Below are 21803 nucleotides of genomic sequence, written 5' to 3'. Positions count from 1 at the left end.
CTGACACCGGCGCGGGCACAGACCCGGCCGTGCACGCACGACAGCAACAAGTATAGAGAAGCCCTCGTCGACGAGCCGAGAGGCCTGCACGCCCCGCGCGGCGAGCCCCGCAACGCGCGCGGAGCGAGCATGGCGCTTGTCAGGCGCCTGCTTTAGACTGTAAAGAACCTGTGCGTCTGCGCCTGCCCAGCGGGTCCTGAGTGCACGTTCCCACGATTGCCGAATGAGGGTGTATGTCCGAGGTAGAGTCCAAGCCCGCAGCTGTGGTCGAAGACGAGACCGGTGCAGACGTCGTGGCGAGAGCGTCTGACGCGCCCCAGACAGCGCATCCTGCCGCCGACCACAGTCTGAAGGCCGCGCTCGCCGCCGGCGGCACGCGGCGTGACTGGTTCGCCGGTCGGTTCCATGCCTATCTCGCACTGAGCAAGCCGCGCATCATCGAGCTGCTGCTGGTCACGACCGTGCCCACGATGATTCTCGCTGCCCACGGCATCCCGAACATCTGGCTCGTGCTGAACACCCTGATCGGCGGCACGCTGAGCGCTGCGAGTGCGAACGCCTTCAACTGCTACCTCGACCGCGACATCGATCGGCTGATGAAGCGCACGCAGCATCGTCCGCTCGTCACCGGCGAACTCACCGACCGCCAGGCGCTCGCTTTCTCATGGATCGCCGGTCTGATCTCGATCGGCTGGCTCTGGGCCACCACGAACTGGTTCGCCGCGTTTCTGTCGGCCTTCGCCATCTTCTTCTACGTGGTCGTCTATACGATGCTGCTGAAGCGCCGCACCTCGCAGAACATCGTCTGGGGCGGGATCGCAGGCTGCATGCCGGTCTTCATCGGCTGGGCCGCGGTCACTGAGTCGCTCAGCTGGGAATCGCTGATTCTGTTTGGGCTGATCTTTCTGTGGACGCCGCCGCACTACTGGCCGTTGGCGGTCAAATACCGAGACGACTATTCGACCGCAGACGTGCCCATGCTTCCCGTCGTACGCGGCCGCAGCGTCGTCGGTCTGCAGATCGTCCTGTACACGTGGGCTCTGGTGGCCTGTTCGCTGCTGCTCGTCCCGATCGGCGGCATGGGCTGGATCTACACTGTGACCGCGGTGCTAAGCGGCGGCTGGTTCATGTGGCAGACGCACGCGCTGTACTCCGAGAGCCTGCGCGGCGACGGCAGCCGATCGATGACCGTGTTCCACGGTTCGATCGCCTACCTGAGCCTGCTCTTTCTCGCCGTCGCGGTCGATCCGCTGCTGTACCTGCCATTCTGAGGCGGGTGAGCTCACCGATGTCGGGCGTGACTCGTGACCTCGAGGCGCTGCCGTTCTCTGAACAGGTCTTCGCCTTGGTGTCGACGATCCCGACAGGTCGGGCCCTCTCATACGGTGACGTCGCTGCGCTGCTCGGATCCCGCGCCTCTCGGGCCGTCGGCCGGGTCATGCGCGACAGCGGAGCCGACCTGCCGTGGTGGCGTGTCGTCTCGTCGACGGGCTCTCTTCCTGCGGAACTCGAAGAACGGGCTCGGCTGCACTATAAACGGGAGCAGACACCGATGCGTGCGAACGGCACGGTCGACCTTGCCGCAGCCCGGTGGCGCCCCTGAGGCGGCAGCCGTGGCGGCTCCAGTGGCAGAAGGGCGACTGAACGGCGCCGATCCCGGCCACGATCTGACACGGGTCTGACGGGACGTCAGATCGAGGATGCGCTAGGCGATGGCTCCCGCGGGCCTGCCTGCGGCATCCCCGTCCACCTCGGAGGTCGGTCGTTTCAGCGCCAGTACGGTCGCGACGGCGGCGGCCGTGAGCACGGCGGCCAGCACCATGTGCACGAGAACCAGACTGCCCGGCAGGTGCAGTCTGGCCTGCGTGACGCCGACCACGATCTGCACGATCTGCACGCAGACCAGAGCGACCACCCATTTGCGGAATCCGACGTACTCGCGCAGCGAGAGCACGACGACCACGAGCGTCAGGGCGAAGAGCACGTAGCCTGACCAGGCATGCACGTGGTAGACGAACTCGGCGTCGAACCCGGTGCGCACGACCTCAGACGGATCGCCCGAGTGCGGCCCTGAGCCCGTGGCGAAGACGCCGACGACCACCGTCACCGCGAGCACCAGGGTCATGACGTGCGTGAGAATCAGGGTCGGCAGGCGCACTGCTCGAGCGCGGGGGCCGCCCGGAGCATGCGCGCGAACAGCGAAGACCGCCATGAACGCGACGAGCACGATCGACAGAAGGTAGTGGAAGCCGACGAGGTTCCAGGTGAGATGGAACAGCACCACCATGCCGCCGACCACTGCCTGCACGATGATGCCGGCCGCCTGAACCCAGGCCAAGGTGATCAGATCGCGACGGCGTCTCGCGCCGCGGTAGACCGCGATGAGTCCCCACAGAGCGATGATCAGCATCACACCTGACAGCGTGCGGTTGCCGAATTCGATGAGGCCGTGGATGCCCTGCTCGGGTGTGGTGGTGAACGCGTCTGGAGTGCACTTCGGCCAGGTGTCGCAGCCGAGACCTGAGCCGGTCAGGCGCACGAGACCGCCGGTCGCGATGATCACGACGTTCGCGATCAGCGCGGCTATGGCTGCGGCGCGAACACCGACGCCGGGAACTCGGAGAAGAGGGTCGACGGAAGAGCGTGATTCGGGGGAGTGGCGCTTCTCAGCGGAGGAATCGGCTGTCTGAGCAGCGTCTGCGACTCCGTCTGTGCGGTCGTGGGCATGCATGTTTTCCATTATCTCGCACCTCGTCGGTGCGGAGGAATGCGACACCCGAGATATCCGTTGCAGTAAGAGAACCACAGACTAGAGTGGAGACTGCTCGCTGTGAGGAGTGAGCGTGCCCGGCGGCAACAACCGCTGAACGAGGGCGAGAGAGGAAACACTACCGTGAGCGAGATTCTCGAGAAGAACCCCGAGCTCGAAGGCCTGGGTCAGTACGAATTCGGCTGGGCCGACCCCGATGCCGCCGGCGAACATGCCCAGCGCGGCCTGAGCGAGAAAGTCGTTCGCCACATCTCCAAGCTCAAGAACGAGCCTGAGTGGATGCTGAAGCGCAGGCTCAAGGGTCTGCAGATGTTCGATCGCAAACCCATGCCGATGTGGGGTGCAGATCTGAGCGGCGTCGACTTCGACAACATCAAGTACTTCGTGCGCTCGACCGAGAAGCAGGCCGAGTCATGGGAAGAGCTGCCCGAAGACATCCGCAAGACGTACGAGAAGCTCGGCATCCCCGAGGCCGAGCGGCAGCGGTTGGTCGCCGGTGTGGCCGCACAGTACGAGTCCGAGGTCGTGTACCACCAGATTCGCCAGGATCTCGAAGAGCAGGGCGTGATCTTCCTGGACACCGACACTGCGCTGCGTGAGCACCCCGACCTGTTCGAAGAGTACTTCGGCACGGTCATCCCGGCTGGCGACAACAAGTTCGCTGCGCTCAACACCGCCGTCTGGTCAGGCGGCTCGTTCGTGTACGTGCCGAAGGGTGTGCATGTGGAGATTCCGCTGCAGGCATACTTCCGCATCAACACCGAGAACATGGGGCAGTTCGAACGCACCCTGATCATTGCCGACGAAGGCAGCTACGTGCACTACATCGAAGGCTGCACCGCGCCGATCTACAAGACGGACTCGCTGCACTCCGCAGTGGTCGAGATCATCGTGAAGAAGAACGCACGCGTGCGTTACACGACGATTCAGAACTGGTCGAACAACGTGTACAACCTCGTCACCAAGCGTGCCATCGCCGAAGAGGGGGCGACGATGGAGTGGATCGACGGCAACATCGGCTCGAAGGTCACGATGAAGTACCCCAGCATTTATCTGGTCGGCGAGCACGCTCGCGGTGAGACGCTCTCCGTCGCCTTCGCCGGCGAGGGACAGCATCAGGACCCGGGCGCCAAGATGATTCATCTCGCGCCGTACACTCAGTCGTCGATTGTCTCGAAGTCGATCGCCCGTGGCGGCGGTCGTGCGGGCTACCGTGGCGAGGTGCGCTTCGGCGAGAACGCTCACCACTCGGCGAACACGGTGCGCTGCGACGCGCTGCTGGTCGACAACATCTCCCGGTCCGACACCTACCCGGCTGTCGACATCCGTGTGGACGACGTCACCATGGGGCACGAGGCGACGGTCTCCAAAGTGAGCGAAGAGCAGCTCTTCTACCTGATGAGTCGAGGCATGCCAGAAGACGAAGCGATGGCCATGATCATCCGCGGATTCATCGAACCGATCGCGCGCGAGCTGCCGATGGAGTACGCCCTCGAGCTCAACAAGCTCATCGAAGTGCAAATGGAAGGATCAGTGGGCTAGGAAGTGACTGACACAGTGACACAGCAAGGACTGAAAGAGCACAGCCACGGGTACGACGTGCCGGTGCAGACTCGCTCCCAGCGCTTCGCCTCGACCGATGTCTCGAAGTTCAGCAAGCCGAGCAATCGCGAGCTGGTGTGGAAGAACACGCCGCTCGATCGCATTGCCGCGCTGTTCGGCGAACTCGACGGCAGCACGTACGACTATACGTTCACCGCGCCTGAGGGCGTCACCGCTGTGTGGGTGGCTCGCACAGACAAAGTCGTCGGATCGTCGCAGACGCTGCCCGAAGACTACGTCTCGGCAGCGGCCTGGAGCGGCTTCGCCCAGGCGCTGAGCATCACGATTCCGGCCGACGCAGAGCTCGCCGACCCGGTGTTCGTCACGCGAGGCCAGCTGGGCGACGTTCCTCGCGCGGCTCACACGGTGATCACCGCCAAGCCGCACAGCAAGGCGATCGTCGTGCTTGAGAACCAGGGCGATGCGAACCTGGCCGAGAACGTCGAAATCGTGGTCGAGGCTGAGGCAGATCTCACCGTCATCACGCTGCAGGAGTGGAACGACACGGCAGTGCACGATGCCGAGCACTTCATCACGATCGGCCGCTCGGCTCATCTGCGACACGTCGTGGTCAACCTCGGCGGAGGCGTCGTGCGGGTGAACCCGTCGGCTCGCTTCGACGGGCCGGGCGCCAACGTCGAGCTCGACGGCATCTACTTCGCCGACGCGCATCAGCACTTGGAACAGCAGGTCTACGTCGACCACAATGAGTCGAACTGCGTGTCACGGGTGACGTACAAGGGCGCGCTGCAGGGCGAAGGCGCACGCACCGTCTGGATCGGCGACGTGCTGATCCGGGCTGACGCCGAAGACACTGACACCTATGAGCTCAACCGCAACCTGCTGCTGACCGATGGGGCTCGTGCCGATTCGGTGCCGAACCTCGAGATCGAGACCGGAGAGATCATCGGCGCCGGTCATGCCTCGGCCACTGGCCGATTCGACGAAGAGCAGCTGTTCTACTTCGAGTCGCGCGGCATCACCGAGGACGAGGCGAAGCGGATGGTCGTGCGCGGGTTCCTGATCGAGGTCATCCAGCGCATCGGCTATGCCCCGTTGGAGGAACGTCTGGAGCGGGCTGTCGAGGCAGAGCTGCTGCATACGGAGGTGTGAGCATGTCTGACACCGAGACCAACCATCTCGTCAGAGTCTGCTCGCTTGACGAGCTCGACCCGGAGGCTCCGCTGCGCGTCACCATCGGTGACGAGCCGATCGCTCTGGTCAAGACCGCTGAGGGCGAAGTGCATGCGATCGGCGACCGCTGCTCGCACGGAGACATCTCGCTCTCAGAGGGCTTCGTCGAAGGCTGCACACTGGAATGCTGGGCTCACGGGTCGAAGTTCGATCTGACGACCGGCAAGCCGCTCACACTGCCGGCCTACGAGCCGGTTCCCGTCTACGCGGTCGAAATCAGAGACGGCGACATCTACATAGATCCGAAGGGCACGCTCGCCCAAGGCTGAGCTCGCGTTCGGAACAACTGAACCTCACAGAAAGAAACACCATGTCATCACTGGAAATCCGAGATCTCCACGTCAGCGTCGAGACCGACCAAGGCGAGAAGCCGATTCTCAACGGCATCAGCCTCACCATCAACACGGGCGAGGTGCACGCCATCATGGGCCCCAACGGCTCGGGCAAGTCGACGCTGGCCTACTCGCTCGCCGGTCACCCCGGCTACATCGTCAAGAGCGGTTCGGTGAAGCTCGATGGCGAAGAGATGCTCGACAAGAGCGCTGACGAGCGCGCCCGCGCCGGGCTCTTCCTCGCCATGCAGTATCCGGTCGAGATCCCCGGTGTCACGGTGAGCAACTTCCTGCGCACCGCCAAGACGGCCATCGACGGCGAGGCACCGAAACTGCGCGACTGGGTCAAGCAGGTCAAGGGCTCGATGAAAGAGCTGCGCATGAGCGACGACTTCCTCGAGCGCAACGTGAACGAGAACTTCTCGGGCGGAGAGAAGAAGCGTCATGAGATTCTGCAGATGGAGCTGCTCAAGCCCAAGTTCGCCGTGCTCGACGAGACAGACTCCGGCCTTGACGTCGACGCCCTGCGCATCGTCTCAGAGGGCGTCAACCGCGTGCATGAGAACAATGACACCGGTCTGATCCTGATCACGCACTACACCCGCATCCTGCGCTACATCAAACCGCAGTTCGTGCACGTGATCGTCAAGGGCAGGGTGGCCGAAGAAGGCGGCCCTGAGCTCGCCACCCGTCTTGAGGACGAAGGCTACGATCGCTTCCTCGATCCCAACGAGGCCCTGGTCTGATGGCTGAGCCCTCGCCAGAGAAGTACGACGAGATCGAAGACGCGCTGCGCGAAGTCGTCGACCCCGAACTCGACGTCAACATCGTCGACCTCGGTCTCGTCTACGACCTCTCGTTCGACGAGGACGGCGAACTGGTGATCAGCATGACGCTCACCTCGGCCGGCTGCCCGCTGACCGACGTGCTCGAGGAGCAGATCACCGCCTCGCTGAAAGACGTCGTGCCGTCCTTTCGCATCAACTGGGTGTGGATGCCGCCGTGGGGCCCAGAGCGCATCACACCTGAGGGACGCGACATGATGCGGGCGCTTGGTTTCTCGATCTGACGACCGCAGCATCCCCTCGAACGAGCGCGACCGGCGTGGAGCAGTTCACGTCGGCCGCGCTCTTCGCGTCTCGTGGGCGCCGCAGGGCGCCCAGACCCGCTCTGCGGCGCATCTGTGACAGACGGCCCGTCATGCGCATCTGACGCGGAGCCAGGCAGGTACCGTATACTGACTGATCGGGTCGGCGCAGACACGCCGTGCGCCCGAGCCGTGCAGACGTCACCTGTCGGCCGCCGCACAGAACCGCGAACGAATCACTGCGCATCAGACGCCGCGCAGAATCACAGCAGAAGAAGGACCGCGAGTGCTCGCCGTTAAAGATCTTGAGATCAGAGTGGGTGCCCGCACCCTGATGAGCGGAGTGAACTTCCGCGTCGACAAGGGCGACAAAGTAGGGTTGGTCGGGCGCAACGGCGCAGGCAAGACCACGCTCACCAAAGTGCTGGCCGGGGAGCTGCTGCCGGCTCACGGGGAGGTCGAGCGCAGAGGTGTTTTCGGCTACTTGGCGCAGGATCCAAAAGCCGGGCATCCCGATCAGAAGGCGCTCGATCACATCCTCGACGCCCGTGAGCTCGGGCATCTCTCTGCCCAGCTCAAACAGGCGCAGGACGACATGGGGTCGCCCGACCCGGAGGTCGCCGAGAAGGCGATGGCTCGATTCGGTCGACTGACCGACCGCTTCGAGGCGCTCGACGGCTACTCGGCCGAGGCCGACGCCTCCGTGATCGCGAACAATCTGGGCCTCGACGATCGTCTGCTCGCCCAGCCTCTGGGCACGCTCTCGGGCGGCCAGCGACGCCGCGTCGATCTCGCACGCATTCTCTTCGCCAACGCCGACACCATGGTGCTCGACGAACCGACCAACCATCTCGACCACGACTCGGTGATGTGGCTGCGCGGGTTTCTGCAGAAGTATCAGGGTGCGCTCATCGTGATCAGCCACGATGTGCGACTGATCGAAGAGACGGTCAACCGTGTCTTCTATCTCGATGCGATCCGCCTGACGATCGACATCTACAACATGGGCTGGAAGCTCTACCAGAGGCAGCGCATCGCCGACGAAGAGCGACGCAAGCGCGAACGGGCCAATGCCGAGAAGAAGGCCACCCAGCTGCAGCAGCAGGCGGCTCGCTTCGGTGCGAAGGCCACCAAGGCCGCGGCGGCGCATCAGATGCAGCGGCGCGCCGAGAAACTGGTCGAAGGGCTCGAAGGCCCGCGCCAGGCCGATCGGGTCGCGAACATCCGCTTTCCGAAGCCCGCCGCCTGCGGCAAGACGCCGCTCATGGCCAAGGGCATCTCGAAGAGCTACGGGTCGCTTGAGATATTCACCTCGGTCGACCTTGCGATCGACCGAGGGTCGCGCGTGGTCATTCTGGGCTTCAACGGTGCGGGCAAGACGACGCTGCTGCGCATCCTCGCCGGGGTCGACAAGCCGGACTCCGGTGTGGTCGAGCTCGGCCACGGCGCCAAGCTCGGGTACTACGCGCAGGAGCATGAGACGCTGAACGGCGACAGAACGCTGCTGCAGAACATGCTCGACGGCGCCGATCTCAGTGAACGCGAGGCGCGCAGCGTGCTCGGCTCGTTCCTGTTCACCGGTGACGACGTGCTGAAACCTGCCGGTGTGCTCTCCGGCGGCGAGAAGACGCGACTCGCACTCGCCCGACTGGTGGTCTCGAGCGCCAACGTGCTGCTGCTCGACGAGCCGACCAACAACCTCGATCCGGCCAGTCGAGAGCAGATCCTCGATGCGCTCTCGCACTACGAGGGCGCCGTCATCATGGTCAGCCACGACGAAGGCGCGGTGCTCGCGCTCGACCCAGAGCGTGTGGTCATCATGCCTGAGGCGACTGAAGACATCTGGACCGCCGAGTACGCCGATCTGATCTCGCTGGCCTGAAGCCGCGGTTCGCGGCGGCATCCGGTCGCTGCTGTCGCGTTGGGCGGCCCGACAGCAGCGACCGGCATCACTCGCCCGGAGTGCCCCTGTGTCGTGCTGCGGCATCGATCAGCGCGTCTTCGTAGTCGGTGTCGTCGTCGTGTCGACGGCTGCCCTGACGGCGGCGCTGCTGCGCGACGACCTCGTCGTTGCCGGTCTCTTCGATTCGGCGCAGCGTCTGCCTGATCGAGTAGCCGAATCCGACGAAGGCGAGTACGGCGAAGGCGATCCACTGCAGGGCATACGAGAGGTGGCTGCCCTCGCTGAGACTGGGCTGCGGAATGATCTGCGGTCGATCGGCCGTGGCAGGCGACTCAGACTCCATCTGTCCGTAGGCCGCCGTGTAAGCGGGGGAGAGGTCGAATCGGTCGACGACCTGCTGAAGAGCGAAGCTGGCGATCTGCCCGTCGGGAGCCGAGCGGTCGACCTGAGGCTGTGCCGGACGCAGCCGGGCGACCACCTCGACCTCACCCGACGGCGGCGCGGGCACGTCGGCGGGGGCGTCACCGTCAGACCCCGTGGGGAGCCATCCTCGATTCACAAAGAAGACGCGGCCGGCTGTGGTCGTCGTCGAGTCAGCAGACGCCGGGTCATCGTCGAGTCGCAACGGAACAAGCACCTCGAACCCGGGCTGCCCGTTCAGGGGCCGATTGCGCACCAGGAGCTGCTCGTCGGTCAGATACGTGCCGTGCAGCAACACCTTTCGGTATTCGTCGGCATCGTCGAAGTCGTCGAGGCCGGGAACCAGATCGGGCAGCTCTGCAGCCGGCGCCGACCAGTTGTTGGTGACTTTGGCGATCTCGGCAACAGCCTGATCACGGCGATCGAACTGCCAGCGAGACAGCATCACGCAGATGACGGCGAAGACGACGACGCCGGCGAGATAGCCGATCCATTCCCACGGGCGCAGCTTGCCCAGCGCCGCCAGCAGAGGTGGCCGCGTCTTCGCCGCACTCATGCGTGATGCAGCGTCAGCTGATCATGCTGACTCGCTGATGAGATGACGCCTGACGGCACCGAACGGAGTGCCCGTGAGTCTGAGCGAACGGAATCGGAGTGCGACCGTGAGCCGTCCTGGCTGGAGTCGAACGCCGTGTCGCCGCCGGCGAACGTGGGCTCGTCGACGGTGATTGTCTCGGCGCGATCGGCGGCTGCACTGTGCGCGTGCGTGTCCTGACTGATGGCCTGCTGCACGATCGACTGAAAGCCGTCGTCATTGACGCGCTTGGGCAGATTCGCGATGACCACTGCGTAGTAGGGCAGAAACGCCGCACCGAACGCAGGGATGAGCTTCCACCAGCCCGGTACGACGAAGAGTGCGAGCAGGCAGACGATGCGAATGCCCATGGCGATCGAGTAGTGCACCATGCGTCGCACGCGGTCGTCTCTGGGAGAGTTCGGGGCGTGGGTGACGACGGCGACCTGGCGGTTCGGCATGTCGATCACCTCCTGCGGGCTTGACGAACGCATCGGGTCAGAGATGCTCCCGTTGCGCTGCACCGACCTGAGAAGCCGGTGACGCGAGCGTACACACGCCCGTGACTATAGTCTAAGACGGATGCAGCGGGCATGGGCCGATCAGTCTCGGCCATGTCGCATCCCTCTCGCCGAATCGATCATCACAAGGAGCCCCTCATGTCTGCAGCCGAAGCACGCGTCGTTCTGATCACCGGAGGCAATCGCGGCATCGGCCGAGCGGTCGCCGAGGAGTTCGTGCGCCGCGGGTATCCCGTCGCCGTCACCGCTCGGCACGGTTCCGGGCCCGAGGGCACACTGACAGTGCATGCGGACGTCACCGATCAGGCGTCGTTGAACACGGCGGTGTCCGAGGTCGAGCAGCAGCTTGGTCCGGTGGCGATTCTGGTCGCCAACGCGGGCATCACGCACGACACGCTGCTGCTGCGGATGAGCGAGGACGACTTCTCATCGGTGATCGACACCAACCTCACCGGGGTGTTCCGCTCGATCAAGAGCGTGGTCAAGGGGCAGATCAAGGCGCGCTGGGGGCGCATCATCCTGCTGTCGAGCGTCGTCGGCCTCTACGGCTCAGCCGGCCAGGTGAACTACGCCGCGGCCAAGAGCGGCCTCATCGGCATCGCACGCTCGGTGACGCGCGAGCTGGGGGCACGCGGCATCACGGCAAACGTGGTCGCCCCGGGCTTCATCGAGACAGACATGACGGCAGAGCTCAATGAGAAGCAGCGGGCCGAGTACCTGAAAGCGATTCCTGCGGGGCGTTTCGGTTCGGTCGACGACGTGGCGCGCACGATTGCCTGGCTGGCCTCAGACGACGCCGGCTACATCAGCGGGGCGGTCATCCCGGTCGACGGCGGCCTCGGGATGGGGCACTGACGCCCCGCGGCTCCGGCCTTCTGCGGCAGCGGCGGGAGTCAGTCGCCGATCGGCAGGTACGGCACGGCTGAGTCCAGCCCGGCGGGCGGCAGGATGACATGGTCGGCCCGCGCCGCCACCACCGGCTTCGGGCGATAGCCGATCGAGGTGCCGGCCGTGCGCATCATGACCAGATCGTTGGCGCCGTCGCCGATCGCCACAGTACGTGCCAGCGGAACCTGGAGCTCCGCGGCCCACTGGGTCAGCAGATCGGCCTTGCGCTGACCGTCGACGATCTCACCGCTGACCCGCCCGGTCAGTCGCCCGTCGACGATCTCGAGCACATTGGCCGCCCAGAGGTCGAGGCCGAGACGGTCGGCCAGCGGCTCGAGAATCTGGCTGAAGCCTCCGGAGACCGCCCCGATGCGGCCGTCGTGCGCATGCACTGCCGAAATGAGCTGCTCGGCGCCGTGGCTGACCCGCACGCGGCGGACCACATCCATGACCACAGATTCGGGCAGACCGCCCAGAGTGGCGACACGCTCGGTCAGGCTCTCACGAAAGTCGATCTCACCGCGCATGGCCCGTTCGGTCACGGCCGCGACGTCGGCACGGACGCCGGCCGCATCGGCGAGCAGCTCGATCACCTCGTCCTGGATGAGCGTGGAGTCGACATCGGTCACGACGAGCATTGAGACGGTCACCGGCTCAGTCTACCGGCAGGACGTCACCCCAGGCTCGTCGGGTGACGTCAACGCACGGTGCGGCGTTCCAAGAAGTCGAAGGCATGTTCTAGGCTGGAGCCCATGACTACAGTGCTCGATCTTCAGCATGTCAGCGTGCGGCGCTCTGGCCGTGCCCTGCTCGACGACGTCTCGTGGCGCGTCGAAGGCGACGAGCGCTGGGTGGTGCTCGGCCCGAACGGCGCAGGCAAGACCACGCTGCTGAACGTGGCGAGCGCTCAGCTGCACCCCAGCAAGGGGGAGGTGCGCGTGCTGGGCGAGCAGCTCGGGCGTGTCGACGTCTTCGACCTCAGACCCCGCATCGGCGTCGCATCGTCGACCACTGGAGCGCGCATCCCGGCGAATGAATCGGTGCTCGACGCCGTGCTCACGGCCGTCTATGGCGTGACCGGGCGCTGGAACGAGAAGTACGACGAACTCGATCTCGACCGTGCGCACTCAATGCTGCGCGACTGGCAGCTCGAGCCGCTCAGCCACCGTCGCTTCGGCTCGCTGAGCGATGGCGAGCGCAAGCGTGTGCAGATCGCTCGAGCGGTGATGAGCGACCCTGAGGTGCTGCTGCTCGACGAGCCCACGGCCAATCTCGATCTCGGCGCACGCGAAGAGCTGCTGCAGCTACTCGGGGAGTACGCCGTCGCCCCCGGCGCGCCCGCCCTGGTGTCGGTGACACATCACGTGGAGGAGATTCCGCGCAACTTCACGCACGCTCTGCTGCTGAAAGACGGCAAGGTCATGCGGCAGGGGCCCATCAACCAGGTCGTCATCAGCGAGAGGCTCAGCGAGCTGTACGGGCTGCCGCTGACTGTGACCGAGAACGAGGGACGCTACGCAGCGCGCGCGAATCTGGTATAGTGTCAGCTTGGCTTATGCGCATCGCGTGCAGAATCGTCTGAGTACGAACAAAAGGATCACTCAATGAAAAAAGGCATTCACCCCGACTACGCTCCGGTCGTGTTCCGCGACCTGGCGAGCGGCGACACCTTCCTCACCCGCTCGACGGTGAAGTCGGACAAGACCATCGAGTGGACCGACGGCAAGACCTACCCGGTCTATGACGTCGAGATCTCGTCGGTGTCGCACCCGTTCTACACGGGCAAGCAGCGCATCATGGACTCGGCCGGTCGCGTCGAGAAGTTCAACTCGCGGTACAAGGGCTTCGGCAAGCTTTCCTGAGCCACTCGCACGCGATAGCAGAAAGAGGGACGCCAGAGATGGCGTCCCTCTTTCTGTGTCTTCTGGGCTGCAAGCTGTGTTTCCACACTTGTCTGCCCGGTGCGCCCCAGGCGTCGGCTGCAGTCAACGGACGGGCCAGCTGCCACTCGTCCAGAAGTCGGTCATTCCGCGTGTCTTGCGCATGTAGTCGATGAAACTGTCGGCCTGCTCTTGAGCCCAGCCGATCTGGTCGGTGTGCAGCTGCTGGGCGCTCACATCGAGCCGTTCCGGGTATGCCTGGGCGATGGCCTGCGCAAGACGGCCGGCGGCGAGCGCATCGGCGGAGGCATGATGCGCATCGTCGAGCCGCACTCCGTAGTGCTCGGTCGTGACTGTGAGTGTGCGCTTGCCACGGCGATACGTGTCGACGGCTTTGTCGATGACCAGCGGATCGATGACGGGGCTCGGGTTGACCAACGGGGCGATGCCGTAGCGCAGCGCCTCGCTGTGCACGATCGAGAAGTCATACGGGGCGTTGTACGCCACCACCGGCCCCCGTTCGAGTGCCGCACGGAGAGCGGCCACGATCTCGGCCACGGCTTCGGCGGCCTGCTGACCCTCGGCCCGAGCCTGTTCGGTGCTGATGCCGTGCACCTTCTGAGCCTGCCAGGGGATCTCGACTCCTGGATCAATCAGCCATGAGCGTTCTGCGGTGACGGCTCCAGATGCGTCGAGTCTGCCGATATAGGCGCTGACGATGCGCGCGGTGTCGGTGTTCACCCCTGTCGTCTCGGTGTCGAAGACAAAGAGGTCGCGTGCCCACTCAGGCAGTTTCGGGGTGTTTTCCATGTGCTGAAGTCTAGCGGCGACCTGTGACATGAGCGGAACGCCCGCGGGTGCGACGTAGACTGAGCGGATGGCTGAGCGCAAGCAGACGGTGATCGACGGCACGACCACGACGTACTGGGTCTACGGCGAGACGGCATCCGACCGGTCGAATGACCAGTCGCGCGCGCACAGCACGGATACGCCCACTATCGTGCTTGTGCACGGATTTCGCGGCACCCATGAAGGCCTCGACCTGATCGCCAAGGGCCTCGCGCCCGACACGCGGGTCATCTCGCCGGATCTGCCCGGTTTCGGGCAGTCCGAGAATCTCGCCGCCGGCAACACGATCGATGCGTATGCGACCTGGCTGAGACGTTTCACCGCTGCCATCGGACTGCCCGAAGCGCCGGTGCTGGGTCACTCGTTCGGGTCGATCGTGGTCTGCGCCGCCGTCGCATCCGGTCTGCAGCCGAGCCGAGTCGTGCTGATCAACCCCATCAGTCAGCCGGCGCTGCAGGGGCCGCAGCGCCTCGGCAGCCTTGCCGCGCTCGGCTACTACCGGCTCACCGCACTGCTCCCCGAGGGCGCCGCGCGTCGGGTGCTCTCGATGCGACTCGTCGTGCGGGTTATGAGTGAGATCATGGCGAAGACGCATGACCCTCGGCTGCGAGCGTGGATCCATGCTCAGCACCAGGCGTACTTCTCGGTGTTCGACTCTCCGTCGGGTCTGCTCGAGGCCTTCCACACCTCGATCACACATGACACGGGGGAGTATGCCGACAAACTGACCATGCCTGTGCTCGTCATCGCCGGCGACCGCGACGACATCGTGCCGCTCACGTCGCAGCGCACGTTCGTCGAGGCTCTCCCGAACGCTCGTCTTGAGGTCGTCGAGGGCGTCGGTCATCTTGTTCACTATGAGGCCTGGCGCCAGGCTGACAGCTGGGTTCGACCGTTCGTGTGCGCACCGGCGTGAGCCTGATCGGTCAGCGATCGAGCGTCACCTGGGCGTCACGGATGCGCAGGGCCAGATGCACTCCGAGCCTGCGAGGCGAGGCGTCCCAACCTGCGCCGAGGACCGTGCTGATGCGCTCGAGCCTCTGGCGAACGGTGTTGCGGTGCACGCTGAGGAGTTCACCGGTGAGCGCCGTGTTGCCCTCGGACTCCAGATAGACGTACGCCGTGTTCGTGAGATCTGTGTGGTGCGTGTGGTCGTAGGCGATCAAGCCGTCGATCGGCGCCGTCAGCGACTGCGGCGTCTGCCCGCGTCGAGCCAGTCCGAGGACGACGCCCAGCAGCCCCAGCTGCTCGCCGTGCACGATGCCGTCGCGCTGCAGAGTGTCCAAGGAATGCAATGCCAGCTCAGCTCGCTCGTGCCCGCTGCCGATGAGCCGCGGGTCGTCGAAGGGGCCCTCGACGCCGGCTCTCAGCGTCCAACCGCGTGCTGCGAAGAGGTCGCGGACGCGCTGCTCCCACTGCGTGTCGACCGTCACCATGCAGACATGGCCCGCATGCGACGACATCAGCACGCAGCGCATTCGCAGGCCGCTCAGCAGCTGCAGCAGACGGCGACGGTCTTGGTCGGGCACTTCGATCGCGACGCACAGCAGCGGTTCCCCAGAACGGATGCCCCAGTGCTTCAGACGGCGTTCGATGCGCTCACGGGAGTGCTCGCGACCGTCGATGATGTCTTCGACGACCTCAGACTGACGACGGAGGTCGGCATCCTCTTCGGCCCGTTCGAAGAGCACCGCGAGGGCCAGGTGCACGGCGACCCGTTCGAGCAGAGTGCGTTCTGTCTCACTGAGCAGTCGATCTGCAACGACTCGTCCCAGCGTCTCACCTGCGGCGACCACGGAGACGTACGACTGCGCGTCAGCCTCGGGCGCACGGCCAGAAGTGGCGGCGACCATCGAGCCGTCAGCGTCGTAGAAGGCGAGATCGACTGCCAGAGCCGACCGGCCGATCATGAGCAGGTGTTCGGCGTCCGGCGTGCCCATGACCGTTTCCATGAGCCGCCGATCCAGATCGAGCACGTGAGTGGTCAGGGCGAGCTCGTCGGCGTCGCGGCGCTGTCTGCTGGAGAGCTGCTCGACGAGCCTGGTCAGCGATTCGAAACGCATGGAGTTGTCGATCGCGATCGCGGCGTACCGTCCGAGTGAGTCCACCGCCGCGATCTCAGCGGCTGAGAAGAGACGACTGTGCCGTTCGGCCACGAGCAGAGCGCCGATGACGCGTCCGGTGACGGTGAGGGGCACGCCCATGACGGCCTGGACGCCCTCGCCCTGCACGATCTCGTCAATCTCGGCGAGATGCTCGATCTCTGGGTCTTCGGCGTAGTTCGAGGACTGGACCGGTGCGAGACCCGTGGCGACCTGCCCGAGCACGCCGGTGCCCAACGGCTGTCGGATCGTTCGATAGGCCTGCGTGATCACCCCCTCGGCATGACGGATGTACGTCTCACTGTGTTCGAAATCGGTCAGACTGATATAGGCCATATCGGTCGAGAGAAGCACCCGTGTGCGATGCACGATCGCCTGCAGCACCGCCTCCAGATCGCGCAGCTCGGTGAGATCTGCCGCGGTGTCGAGCAGCACCTGCTGCAACTGTTCTCTGCCCTGCGCAAGATTGTGCGTCACGCATATGATTCTGCCTCAAATATGGTCTGCCTGCCATCGCTGCAGTTCTTCGATCTTCGTACTGTCAGTAGTGATCTGCTTCCCCAGTGGGGCAGACCGACACCAAGACAACGGAGTCCCCTGAACTGCCAGCGTGCAGTGTCACGGCGAGCAGAGGAGCACCATCATGCAGATCACCGGAGCAGTGCTGGAAGAGATCGGACGCAGCCGTCCGTACGCCGAATCGAAGCCCATCACGGTCAGCACACTCGAACTCACCGATCCGGGGCCCACCGAGGTGCTCGTGCGCATCGAGGCCGCAGGAATCTGCCACTCAGACCTTTCCGTCGTCGACGGCAATCGCCCCCGCCCGGTGCCGATGCTGCTCGGACACGAGGCAGCCGGAATCGTCGAGGCCTTCGGCAACGAGGTGACCGACCTGCGCATCGGCGACCGAGTGACGCTCACCTTTCTGCCTCGTTGCGGCGAGTGCGAGGGATGCGCCACTGACGGGCGTCTGCCCTGTGTTCCGGGCACTGCGGCGAACGAAGCCGGCGTGCTGCTGCACGGCACACATCATCTGACCCGAGACGGCGAAGAGGTCAAGCACCACCTCGGAGTCTCCGGGTTTGCCACGCGAGCCGTCGTCGACCGCGCTTCGGTCGTGCCGGTCGGCAACGACGTGCCGCCCGAGATCGCCGCAGTGCTGGGCTGCGCCGTGCTGACCGGCGGAGGAGCCATGCTCAACGCCGTGCAGCCTGATGACGGTGACAGCGTCATGGTCGTCGGACTTGGCGGCGTCGGCATGTCGGCGCTCATCTCGGCGCTCGCGGTCGGCAAGGGCGACGTGCTCGCCGTCGACGCTCTGCCCGACAAGCTCGAGCGCGCTCTGGAGCTCGGCGCGACGGCGGCCTACACGCCGGCCGAGGTCGCCGAGCAGGGGATCAAGGCCGACCACGTCATCGAGTGCGCCGGACACCCCAAGGCATTCGAGACGGCGTTCTGGGCGACCAAGCCGGGCGGACGCACCGTGACGGTCGGTCTGCCGCATCCTGACGCGCGCTCAGAGGTCTCGCCGACGGTGATCACCGGTCAGGCCCGTACGATCATCGGCAGCTACTTGGGCTCCGCAGTGCCCTCACGCGACATCCCGAAGTTCGCGGACTGGTGGCGCAGCGGCAAGCTGCCCGTCGAGAAGCTGATCTCTCGAATCATCACGCTCGACCAGATCAACGAAGCGATGGACGAACTCGCCGACGGCCGTGCCGTGCGTCAAGTCATCCTCTTCGACGGTGCGGGTGAGGCTGCTGCTGCATGAGCGGCTGAGCAGCGGTGAGGTGAACGGCCCCTGCGGATCCATACGATCTGCAGGGGCCGTTCTCATCTTCTCGGGTGTGGAGGTTCAGGGAACCGGGCGGTACTCCGTGCGTCCTGGGCGGGCGTCATAGCGGCTCAGCGACCAGTGACCGGTCGGTGAGACGCTGAACTCGTTCGCACTTCCGTTGTGAATGTACTCCTGTGGGCGGGGGCGCCGAGAATCCGTCACGAAGCGCATCAGCGACCCGATCACGCCGCCATGCGAGACGATCAGCAGCTGCTCGCCGGGGTGCTGGTGAGCGAGCGCCGTGAGCGCTGGCTGTGCGCGAGCGACGACGTCCGCACGGCTCTCGAGTCCGGGCACCTCGGTCTCGTCGCCGAAGCGGGCGATGCGCTCCTCGAGGGTGAGCCCCTCGATCTCGCCGAACCTGCGCTCATGCACTGCAGGGATGCGCAGCGGTGCAGGCAGACGGAGCTCGGCCGCGATGATCTCGGCGGTCTCGAAGGCTCGGCACAGCGGGCTGGAGTAGATCCCGGTCCACGAATGGCGCCGGAGGCTCTGTGCCGCGGTGAGCGCCTGAGCACGGCCGGTGTCGTTGAGCGGAATGTCGGTGCCTCCCTGGATGCGGTGCTCCGCATTCCAGTCGGTCTCTCCGTGTCTGACCAGACACAGGGTCGTATTCATGAGCACCTTCCTCGCCTCCCGCCGCACGCGCGTCCGTCGCTCGACTCTGGACGAACGATCCTGAATGAGCCGAAAACAGTGTATCCGCAGACTCTGTATACGATTCCTCTGCGGCGGTCGGGGACCCTCATCCCAGTGGGCTAGCATGAGAAGCGTGGCTACCAATGACGTTAAGAACACAGACCGTATCCGTAGCGAGATCTTCCGCAGCAAGATCGTTACGGCCGACGACGCTGCGGCCCTGATTCACGATGGCGCTGCCGTCGGATTCAGCGGCTTCGTGGGTGCCGGGTATCCGAAGGCGGTTCCCGAGGCTCTCGCAAAGCGGGCGCATGCACTGCATGCGAACGAGCAGGATTTCAGCATCAAGGTGTACACGGGGGCATCGACCGACCATGCGCTCGACGGCATCCTCGCAGAAGAGGAGGCCATCTCGTTTCGCACCCCCTTCTCGACCGACGGCGCTCTGCGCAAGCAGATCAATTCGGGCGAGGTCGGCTACATCGACACGCATCTCTCACATCTGGCACAGCAGGTCGAAGAGGGGTTCTTCGACCACTTGGACTTCGCGGTCATCGAGATCTCGGGCATCGACGAGAACGGCGACCTGATTCCCTCGACTTCGCTCGGCAACAACAAGACCTACATCGAGCAGGCCGACAAGGTGATCCTCGAGGTCAATGAGTGGCAGCCCGAGCAGCTCGACGGCGTGCACGACGTCTACTACTCGATCGGCACTCCGCCGAATCGTCAGCCGATTCCGCTCAACACGGCGCACGATCGCATCGGTATCGGTCGTCTTCGGGTCGACCCTGACAAAGTCGTCGCGGTCATCGAGACCGAGGGCGGCGACCGCAACACCAAGTTCACTCCGCTGGACGAATGCTCGAAGGCCATCGGCGACAACGTGGTCGAGTTCTTCAAACAGGAGGAGGCCGCGGGTCATCTGCCCGAGGGGCGGCTGCTGCCGCTGCAGTCGGGCATCGGCAACGTCGCCAACGCCGTGCTCGCCGGTCTGGAGCGCGCCGGATACCAAGGGCTGGAATGCTACTCCGAGGTGATCCAGGACGGCATGCTCGACCTCATCAAGTCAGGCACCGTCGAGCTCGCCTCTGCGACGGCGCTCTCACTGAGCCCCGATGCAGTGGACGAGTTCCGTGACAACATCGACTTCTACAACAAGCACATTCTGCTGCGGCCTCAAGAGATCTCGAACAACCCCGAGCTCATTCGTCGCATCGGCGTCGTCGCGATGAACGGCATGCTCGAAGCCGACATCTACGGCAACGTCAACTCGACTCACATCATGGGCACCAAGATGATGAACGGCATCGGCGGCTCGGGAGACTTCGCTCGCAACGGCTACATCTCGATCTTCCTGAGCCCCTCGACGGCGAAGAACGGCAATATCTCGGCGATCGTTCCGTTCGCGTCGCACATCGACCACACCGAGCACGACACCATGGTGGTCGTCACGGAGTTCGGCTTCGCTGATCTGCGCGGCAAGACGCCTCGTCAGCGCGCGGAGGCCATGATCGCGATCGCGCACCCCGACTACCGCGACCAGCTGCGCGACTACTTTGACCGTGCCAACGCACAGCCGAACGCGGGCCAGACGCCGCACATCCTGCCCGAGGCGCTCAGCTGGCACCAGCGCTTCCTCGACACCGGATCGATGAAGCAGGACTGATCCGCACAGCAGCACCTTGGACGACAGGGGCGTGCGCCGGGTACGGCTCACGCCCCTGTCTCCGCCTGCGCCGCTCACATCATCCGTGAGAACCGATAGACTGAGCCCATCATGCACAGGCAGAGGCAGTCGAGCGCGCACAGAGTGCTGCGCGCCTACCTCAGTGCCGTGTTCTCGGTCTCTGTGGGGTGGCTTGCCCACACAGCGGTCGAACACCGTGCCCCGACTGCGTTCACCCTCGTCATTGCCGTCGTGCTCACGGCGCCCATTCTGCTGCTCGCTCTGCGGCGCGTGGGCCAATGGGGCTCCGCCGTGCTCGCAGTCGCTCTCGGGCAGGGCATCCTTCATGTGCTGCTCAGCCTCGATCAGAGCGCCTCGAGTCTCTCAGGGGGAGGGCTGCCGCCGGCTGTCGCCGTGGCTGGCGCCCACCATCACGGTGCCGGTTCGGCGTTGACGACGTCGATGTCGGGCACGGCACTCTCGCATTCGATCGCATCCGTGCCGGCTCATGCGATGGATCCCACCATGCTGGTCGCCCACGGTCTTGCCGTCGTTCTCTGTCTGCTCTGGCTCGGCATGCTGCCCAGCACGGAACGCCTCGTGACTCGACTGCTCAGCGGCGTCGTCGCTTGGCTGACGCTCGCCCTGCAGCCTGCGGGTGCGACAGCGCGCCTGCTGCAGGTGTCGTTCGCCGACGCTGCACACACCCTGCGCCGTCGCTGCTTCGGCAGTGTGCGCACGCTGCGCGGACCACCCGTCTTTCTCTGAATTCAGCACATCGCCGCGCCGCACGCTGACGCCGTCTCGCGCGTCAGCCCGCTCCCTCCTGGTGAGATGCGGCATCGGTTCTCAGAACTCAGACGAAAGACCCACTCAATGCACAATCAATTCATCGCGCCTGCGCGCACGCGAACCACGCTCACTGCGGCGATCGCGCTGCTCGTCGGTCTGCTGCTCACACTGCAGCCGTGGGCGACAGGCCGCGCACACGCCCATGACGTTCTCGTGTCGTCTGACCCGGCAGCCGGAGCGGCGCTGACGACCGCGCCGACTCAGGTCGCACTGACTTTCAACAACGATGTGCTCACCGGCGTCGCGAACCAGATTCAGGTGCACGGACCGGACGGCGCCTCGGTCGCCGGCGACGGCTTGGCGGCCGTCGAGGGAAGGGTCGTGACCGTGCCGGTGACGAGCACGGCCAACGGCACCTACTCCGTGGCCTGGCATGTGGTCTCGAGTGACGGGCATCCCGTCGAAGGAACGTTCACATTCGACCTCGCGTCGCCAGACGCCCCAGCAGCCGACGAGACACCCGACGCGAGCGGTCAGGCGAGCGCGAGCAGCGCATCCGCCGCACCAAGCGCATCAGCCGAGGCGCAGGCCGACGGCCAGAGCGACGACGTCGACCACAGCGGCGCGATCGTCGCCTGGGTGATCACCGGCATCGTCGTCGTGATCGGCGTGGCAGCGATCGTGCTGGGCGTTCGGCGCAGCCGCCGCACCAAGAAGTGACGGTGTGGGGTCGAGCGACTC

23 protein-coding genes are annotated in these 21803 nt (G+C 65.1%); 16 read left to right on the top strand and 7 right to left on the bottom strand.

The annotated features are described in order from the left end of the window. The first annotated feature begins 233 nt into the window (after positions 1-233). Entirely contained in the window at positions 234-1271 is a 1038-nt protein-coding gene (locus F8O07_RS07860; protein WP_158031515.1) for a heme o synthase, read from the top strand. A gap of 17 nt (positions 1272-1288) precedes the next feature. After that, entirely contained in the window at positions 1289-1603 is a 315-nt protein-coding gene (locus F8O07_RS07855; RefSeq protein ID WP_158031514.1) for an MGMT family protein, read from the top strand. A 102-nt stretch (positions 1604-1705) separates the two neighbouring features. Here F8O07_RS07855 and F8O07_RS07850 read toward each other — a convergent pair whose 3' ends face one another. Next, a complete protein-coding gene (locus tag F8O07_RS07850) occupies positions 1706-2731 on the bottom strand; it encodes a COX15/CtaA family protein (RefSeq protein WP_192496705.1) in 1026 nt (341 codons plus the stop codon). 162 nt (positions 2732-2893) lie between these two features. Here F8O07_RS07850 and sufB point away from each other — a divergent pair, with 162 nt between their 5' ends. The 6 genes from sufB to F8O07_RS07820 all read left to right on the top strand — a co-directional run bounded on the left by sufB (position 2894) and on the right by F8O07_RS07820 (position 8867). Beyond that, positions 2894-4312: a Fe-S cluster assembly protein SufB gene (gene sufB, locus F8O07_RS07845; protein ID WP_158031512.1), complete on the top strand. Its 1419-nt coding sequence runs from the start codon at positions 2894-2896 to the stop codon at positions 4310-4312. A 15-nt stretch (positions 4313-4327) separates the two neighbouring features. Next, positions 4328-5485, top strand: coding sequence for a Fe-S cluster assembly protein SufD (sufD, locus tag F8O07_RS07840; protein WP_225732798.1), 1158 nt, complete (start codon positions 4328-4330; stop codon positions 5483-5485). A 2-nt stretch (positions 5486-5487) separates the two neighbouring features. Beyond that, positions 5488-5835 (top strand): non-heme iron oxygenase ferredoxin subunit, encoded by a 348-nt coding sequence (locus F8O07_RS07835; RefSeq protein WP_158031510.1) that lies wholly within the window; start codon positions 5488-5490, stop codon positions 5833-5835. 41 nt (positions 5836-5876) lie between these two features. After that, positions 5877-6644 carry a Fe-S cluster assembly ATPase SufC gene (gene sufC, locus F8O07_RS07830; RefSeq protein WP_158031509.1) on the top strand — a complete coding sequence of 256 codons (768 nt, stop codon included), beginning with the start codon at positions 5877-5879 and terminating at the stop codon, positions 6642-6644. Continuing rightward, on the top strand, positions 6644-6967 hold the full coding sequence (locus tag F8O07_RS07825) for a metal-sulfur cluster assembly factor (RefSeq protein ID WP_158053680.1): 324 nt from the start codon (positions 6644-6646) through the stop codon (positions 6965-6967). The genes sufC and F8O07_RS07825 overlap by 1 nt, the downstream gene beginning before the upstream one ends. Before the next feature lie 304 nt (positions 6968-7271). Beyond that, positions 7272-8867 carry an ABC-F family ATP-binding cassette domain-containing protein gene (locus F8O07_RS07820; RefSeq protein ID WP_158031507.1) on the top strand — a complete coding sequence of 532 codons (1596 nt, stop codon included), beginning with the start codon at positions 7272-7274 and terminating at the stop codon, positions 8865-8867. 67 nt (positions 8868-8934) lie between these two features. On the opposite strand, the gene F8O07_RS07815 is transcribed toward F8O07_RS07820, so the two are convergent. Together F8O07_RS07815 and F8O07_RS07810 are read right to left on the bottom strand one after the other, a co-directional pair. Beyond that, positions 8935-9864, bottom strand: a complete 930-nt coding sequence (locus F8O07_RS07815; protein ID WP_158031506.1) for an SURF1 family protein — start codon at positions 9862-9864, stop codon at positions 8935-8937. Then, the gene (locus tag F8O07_RS07810) at positions 9861-10343 is read right to left on the bottom strand and encodes a DUF3099 domain-containing protein (RefSeq protein WP_158031505.1); all 483 of its coding nucleotides are present in this window, start codon (positions 10341-10343) and stop codon (positions 9861-9863) included. Before F8O07_RS07810 ends, F8O07_RS07815 begins: the two co-directional genes overlap by 4 nt. A 198-nt stretch (positions 10344-10541) precedes the next feature. Between F8O07_RS07810 and fabG the strand changes: the two genes are divergently transcribed. Beyond that, positions 10542-11258 (top strand): 3-oxoacyl-ACP reductase FabG, encoded by a 717-nt coding sequence (gene fabG / locus F8O07_RS07805; RefSeq protein WP_158031504.1) that lies wholly within the window; start codon positions 10542-10544, stop codon positions 11256-11258. Positions 11259-11296: 38 nt separating this feature from the next. Here the strand turns inward: fabG and serB are convergent, their stop codons facing one another. Then, positions 11297-11941, bottom strand: a complete 645-nt coding sequence (gene serB / locus F8O07_RS07800; RefSeq protein WP_225733223.1) for a phosphoserine phosphatase SerB — start codon at positions 11939-11941, stop codon at positions 11297-11299. A 102-nt stretch (positions 11942-12043) separates the two neighbouring features. On the opposite strand from serB, the gene F8O07_RS07795 reads away from it, so the two are divergent. Next, positions 12044-12832, top strand: coding sequence for an ABC transporter ATP-binding protein (locus tag F8O07_RS07795; RefSeq protein WP_158031503.1), 789 nt, complete (start codon positions 12044-12046; stop codon positions 12830-12832). A 63-nt stretch (positions 12833-12895) separates the two neighbouring features. Next, positions 12896-13153 (top strand): type B 50S ribosomal protein L31, encoded by a 258-nt coding sequence (locus F8O07_RS07790; RefSeq protein ID WP_158031502.1) that lies wholly within the window; start codon positions 12896-12898, stop codon positions 13151-13153. Positions 13154-13276: 123 nt separating this feature from the next. Here the strand turns inward: F8O07_RS07790 and F8O07_RS07785 are convergent, their stop codons facing one another. Then, complete coding sequence (locus F8O07_RS07785; RefSeq protein WP_192496704.1) at positions 13277-13981, bottom strand: exonuclease domain-containing protein; 705 nt, start codon at positions 13979-13981, stop codon at positions 13277-13279. 67 nt (positions 13982-14048) lie between these two features. Here F8O07_RS07785 and F8O07_RS07780 point away from each other — a divergent pair, with 67 nt between their 5' ends. Further along, positions 14049-14936, top strand: a complete 888-nt coding sequence (locus tag F8O07_RS07780) for an alpha/beta fold hydrolase (RefSeq protein WP_158031500.1) — start codon at positions 14049-14051, stop codon at positions 14934-14936. 10 nt (positions 14937-14946) lie between these two features. On the opposite strand, the gene F8O07_RS07775 is transcribed toward F8O07_RS07780, so the two are convergent. After that, a complete protein-coding gene (locus F8O07_RS07775; protein WP_158031499.1) occupies positions 14947-16599 on the bottom strand; it encodes a helix-turn-helix domain-containing protein in 1653 nt (550 codons plus the stop codon). 166 nt (positions 16600-16765) lie between these two features. Here F8O07_RS07775 and F8O07_RS07770 point away from each other — a divergent pair, with 166 nt between their 5' ends. After that, positions 16766-17896, top strand: coding sequence for an alcohol dehydrogenase catalytic domain-containing protein (locus F8O07_RS07770; protein WP_158031498.1), 1131 nt, complete (start codon positions 16766-16768; stop codon positions 17894-17896). A gap of 84 nt (positions 17897-17980) precedes the next feature. On the opposite strand, the gene F8O07_RS07765 is transcribed toward F8O07_RS07770, so the two are convergent. Then, positions 17981-18580, bottom strand: a complete 600-nt coding sequence (locus F8O07_RS07765) for a histidine phosphatase family protein (RefSeq protein ID WP_192496703.1) — start codon at positions 18578-18580, stop codon at positions 17981-17983. 154 nt (positions 18581-18734) lie between these two features. Between F8O07_RS07765 and F8O07_RS07760 the strand changes: the two genes are divergently transcribed. From F8O07_RS07760 to F8O07_RS07750, 3 genes are all read left to right on the top strand, one after another. Further along, positions 18735-20270, top strand: a complete 1536-nt coding sequence (locus tag F8O07_RS07760) for an acetyl-CoA hydrolase/transferase family protein (protein ID WP_225733222.1) — start codon at positions 18735-18737, stop codon at positions 20268-20270. 111 nt (positions 20271-20381) lie between these two features. Continuing rightward, the gene (locus F8O07_RS07755; protein WP_158031495.1) at positions 20382-21038 is read left to right on the top strand and encodes a hypothetical protein; all 657 of its coding nucleotides are present in this window, start codon (positions 20382-20384) and stop codon (positions 21036-21038) included. A 108-nt stretch (positions 21039-21146) separates the two neighbouring features. Continuing rightward, on the top strand, positions 21147-21782 hold the full coding sequence (locus F8O07_RS07750) for a copper resistance CopC family protein (protein ID WP_192496702.1): 636 nt from the start codon (positions 21147-21149) through the stop codon (positions 21780-21782). Positions 21783-21803: the final 21 nt, after the last annotated feature.

It is taken from the genome of Pseudoclavibacter sp. CFCC 13796, assembly GCF_008831185.1.
Lineage (GTDB): Bacteria > Actinomycetota > Actinomycetes > Actinomycetales > Microbacteriaceae > Pseudoclavibacter_A.
Note: the sequence above shows the minus strand (reverse complement) of the source record. Positions and strands in the feature narration are given on the sequence as shown.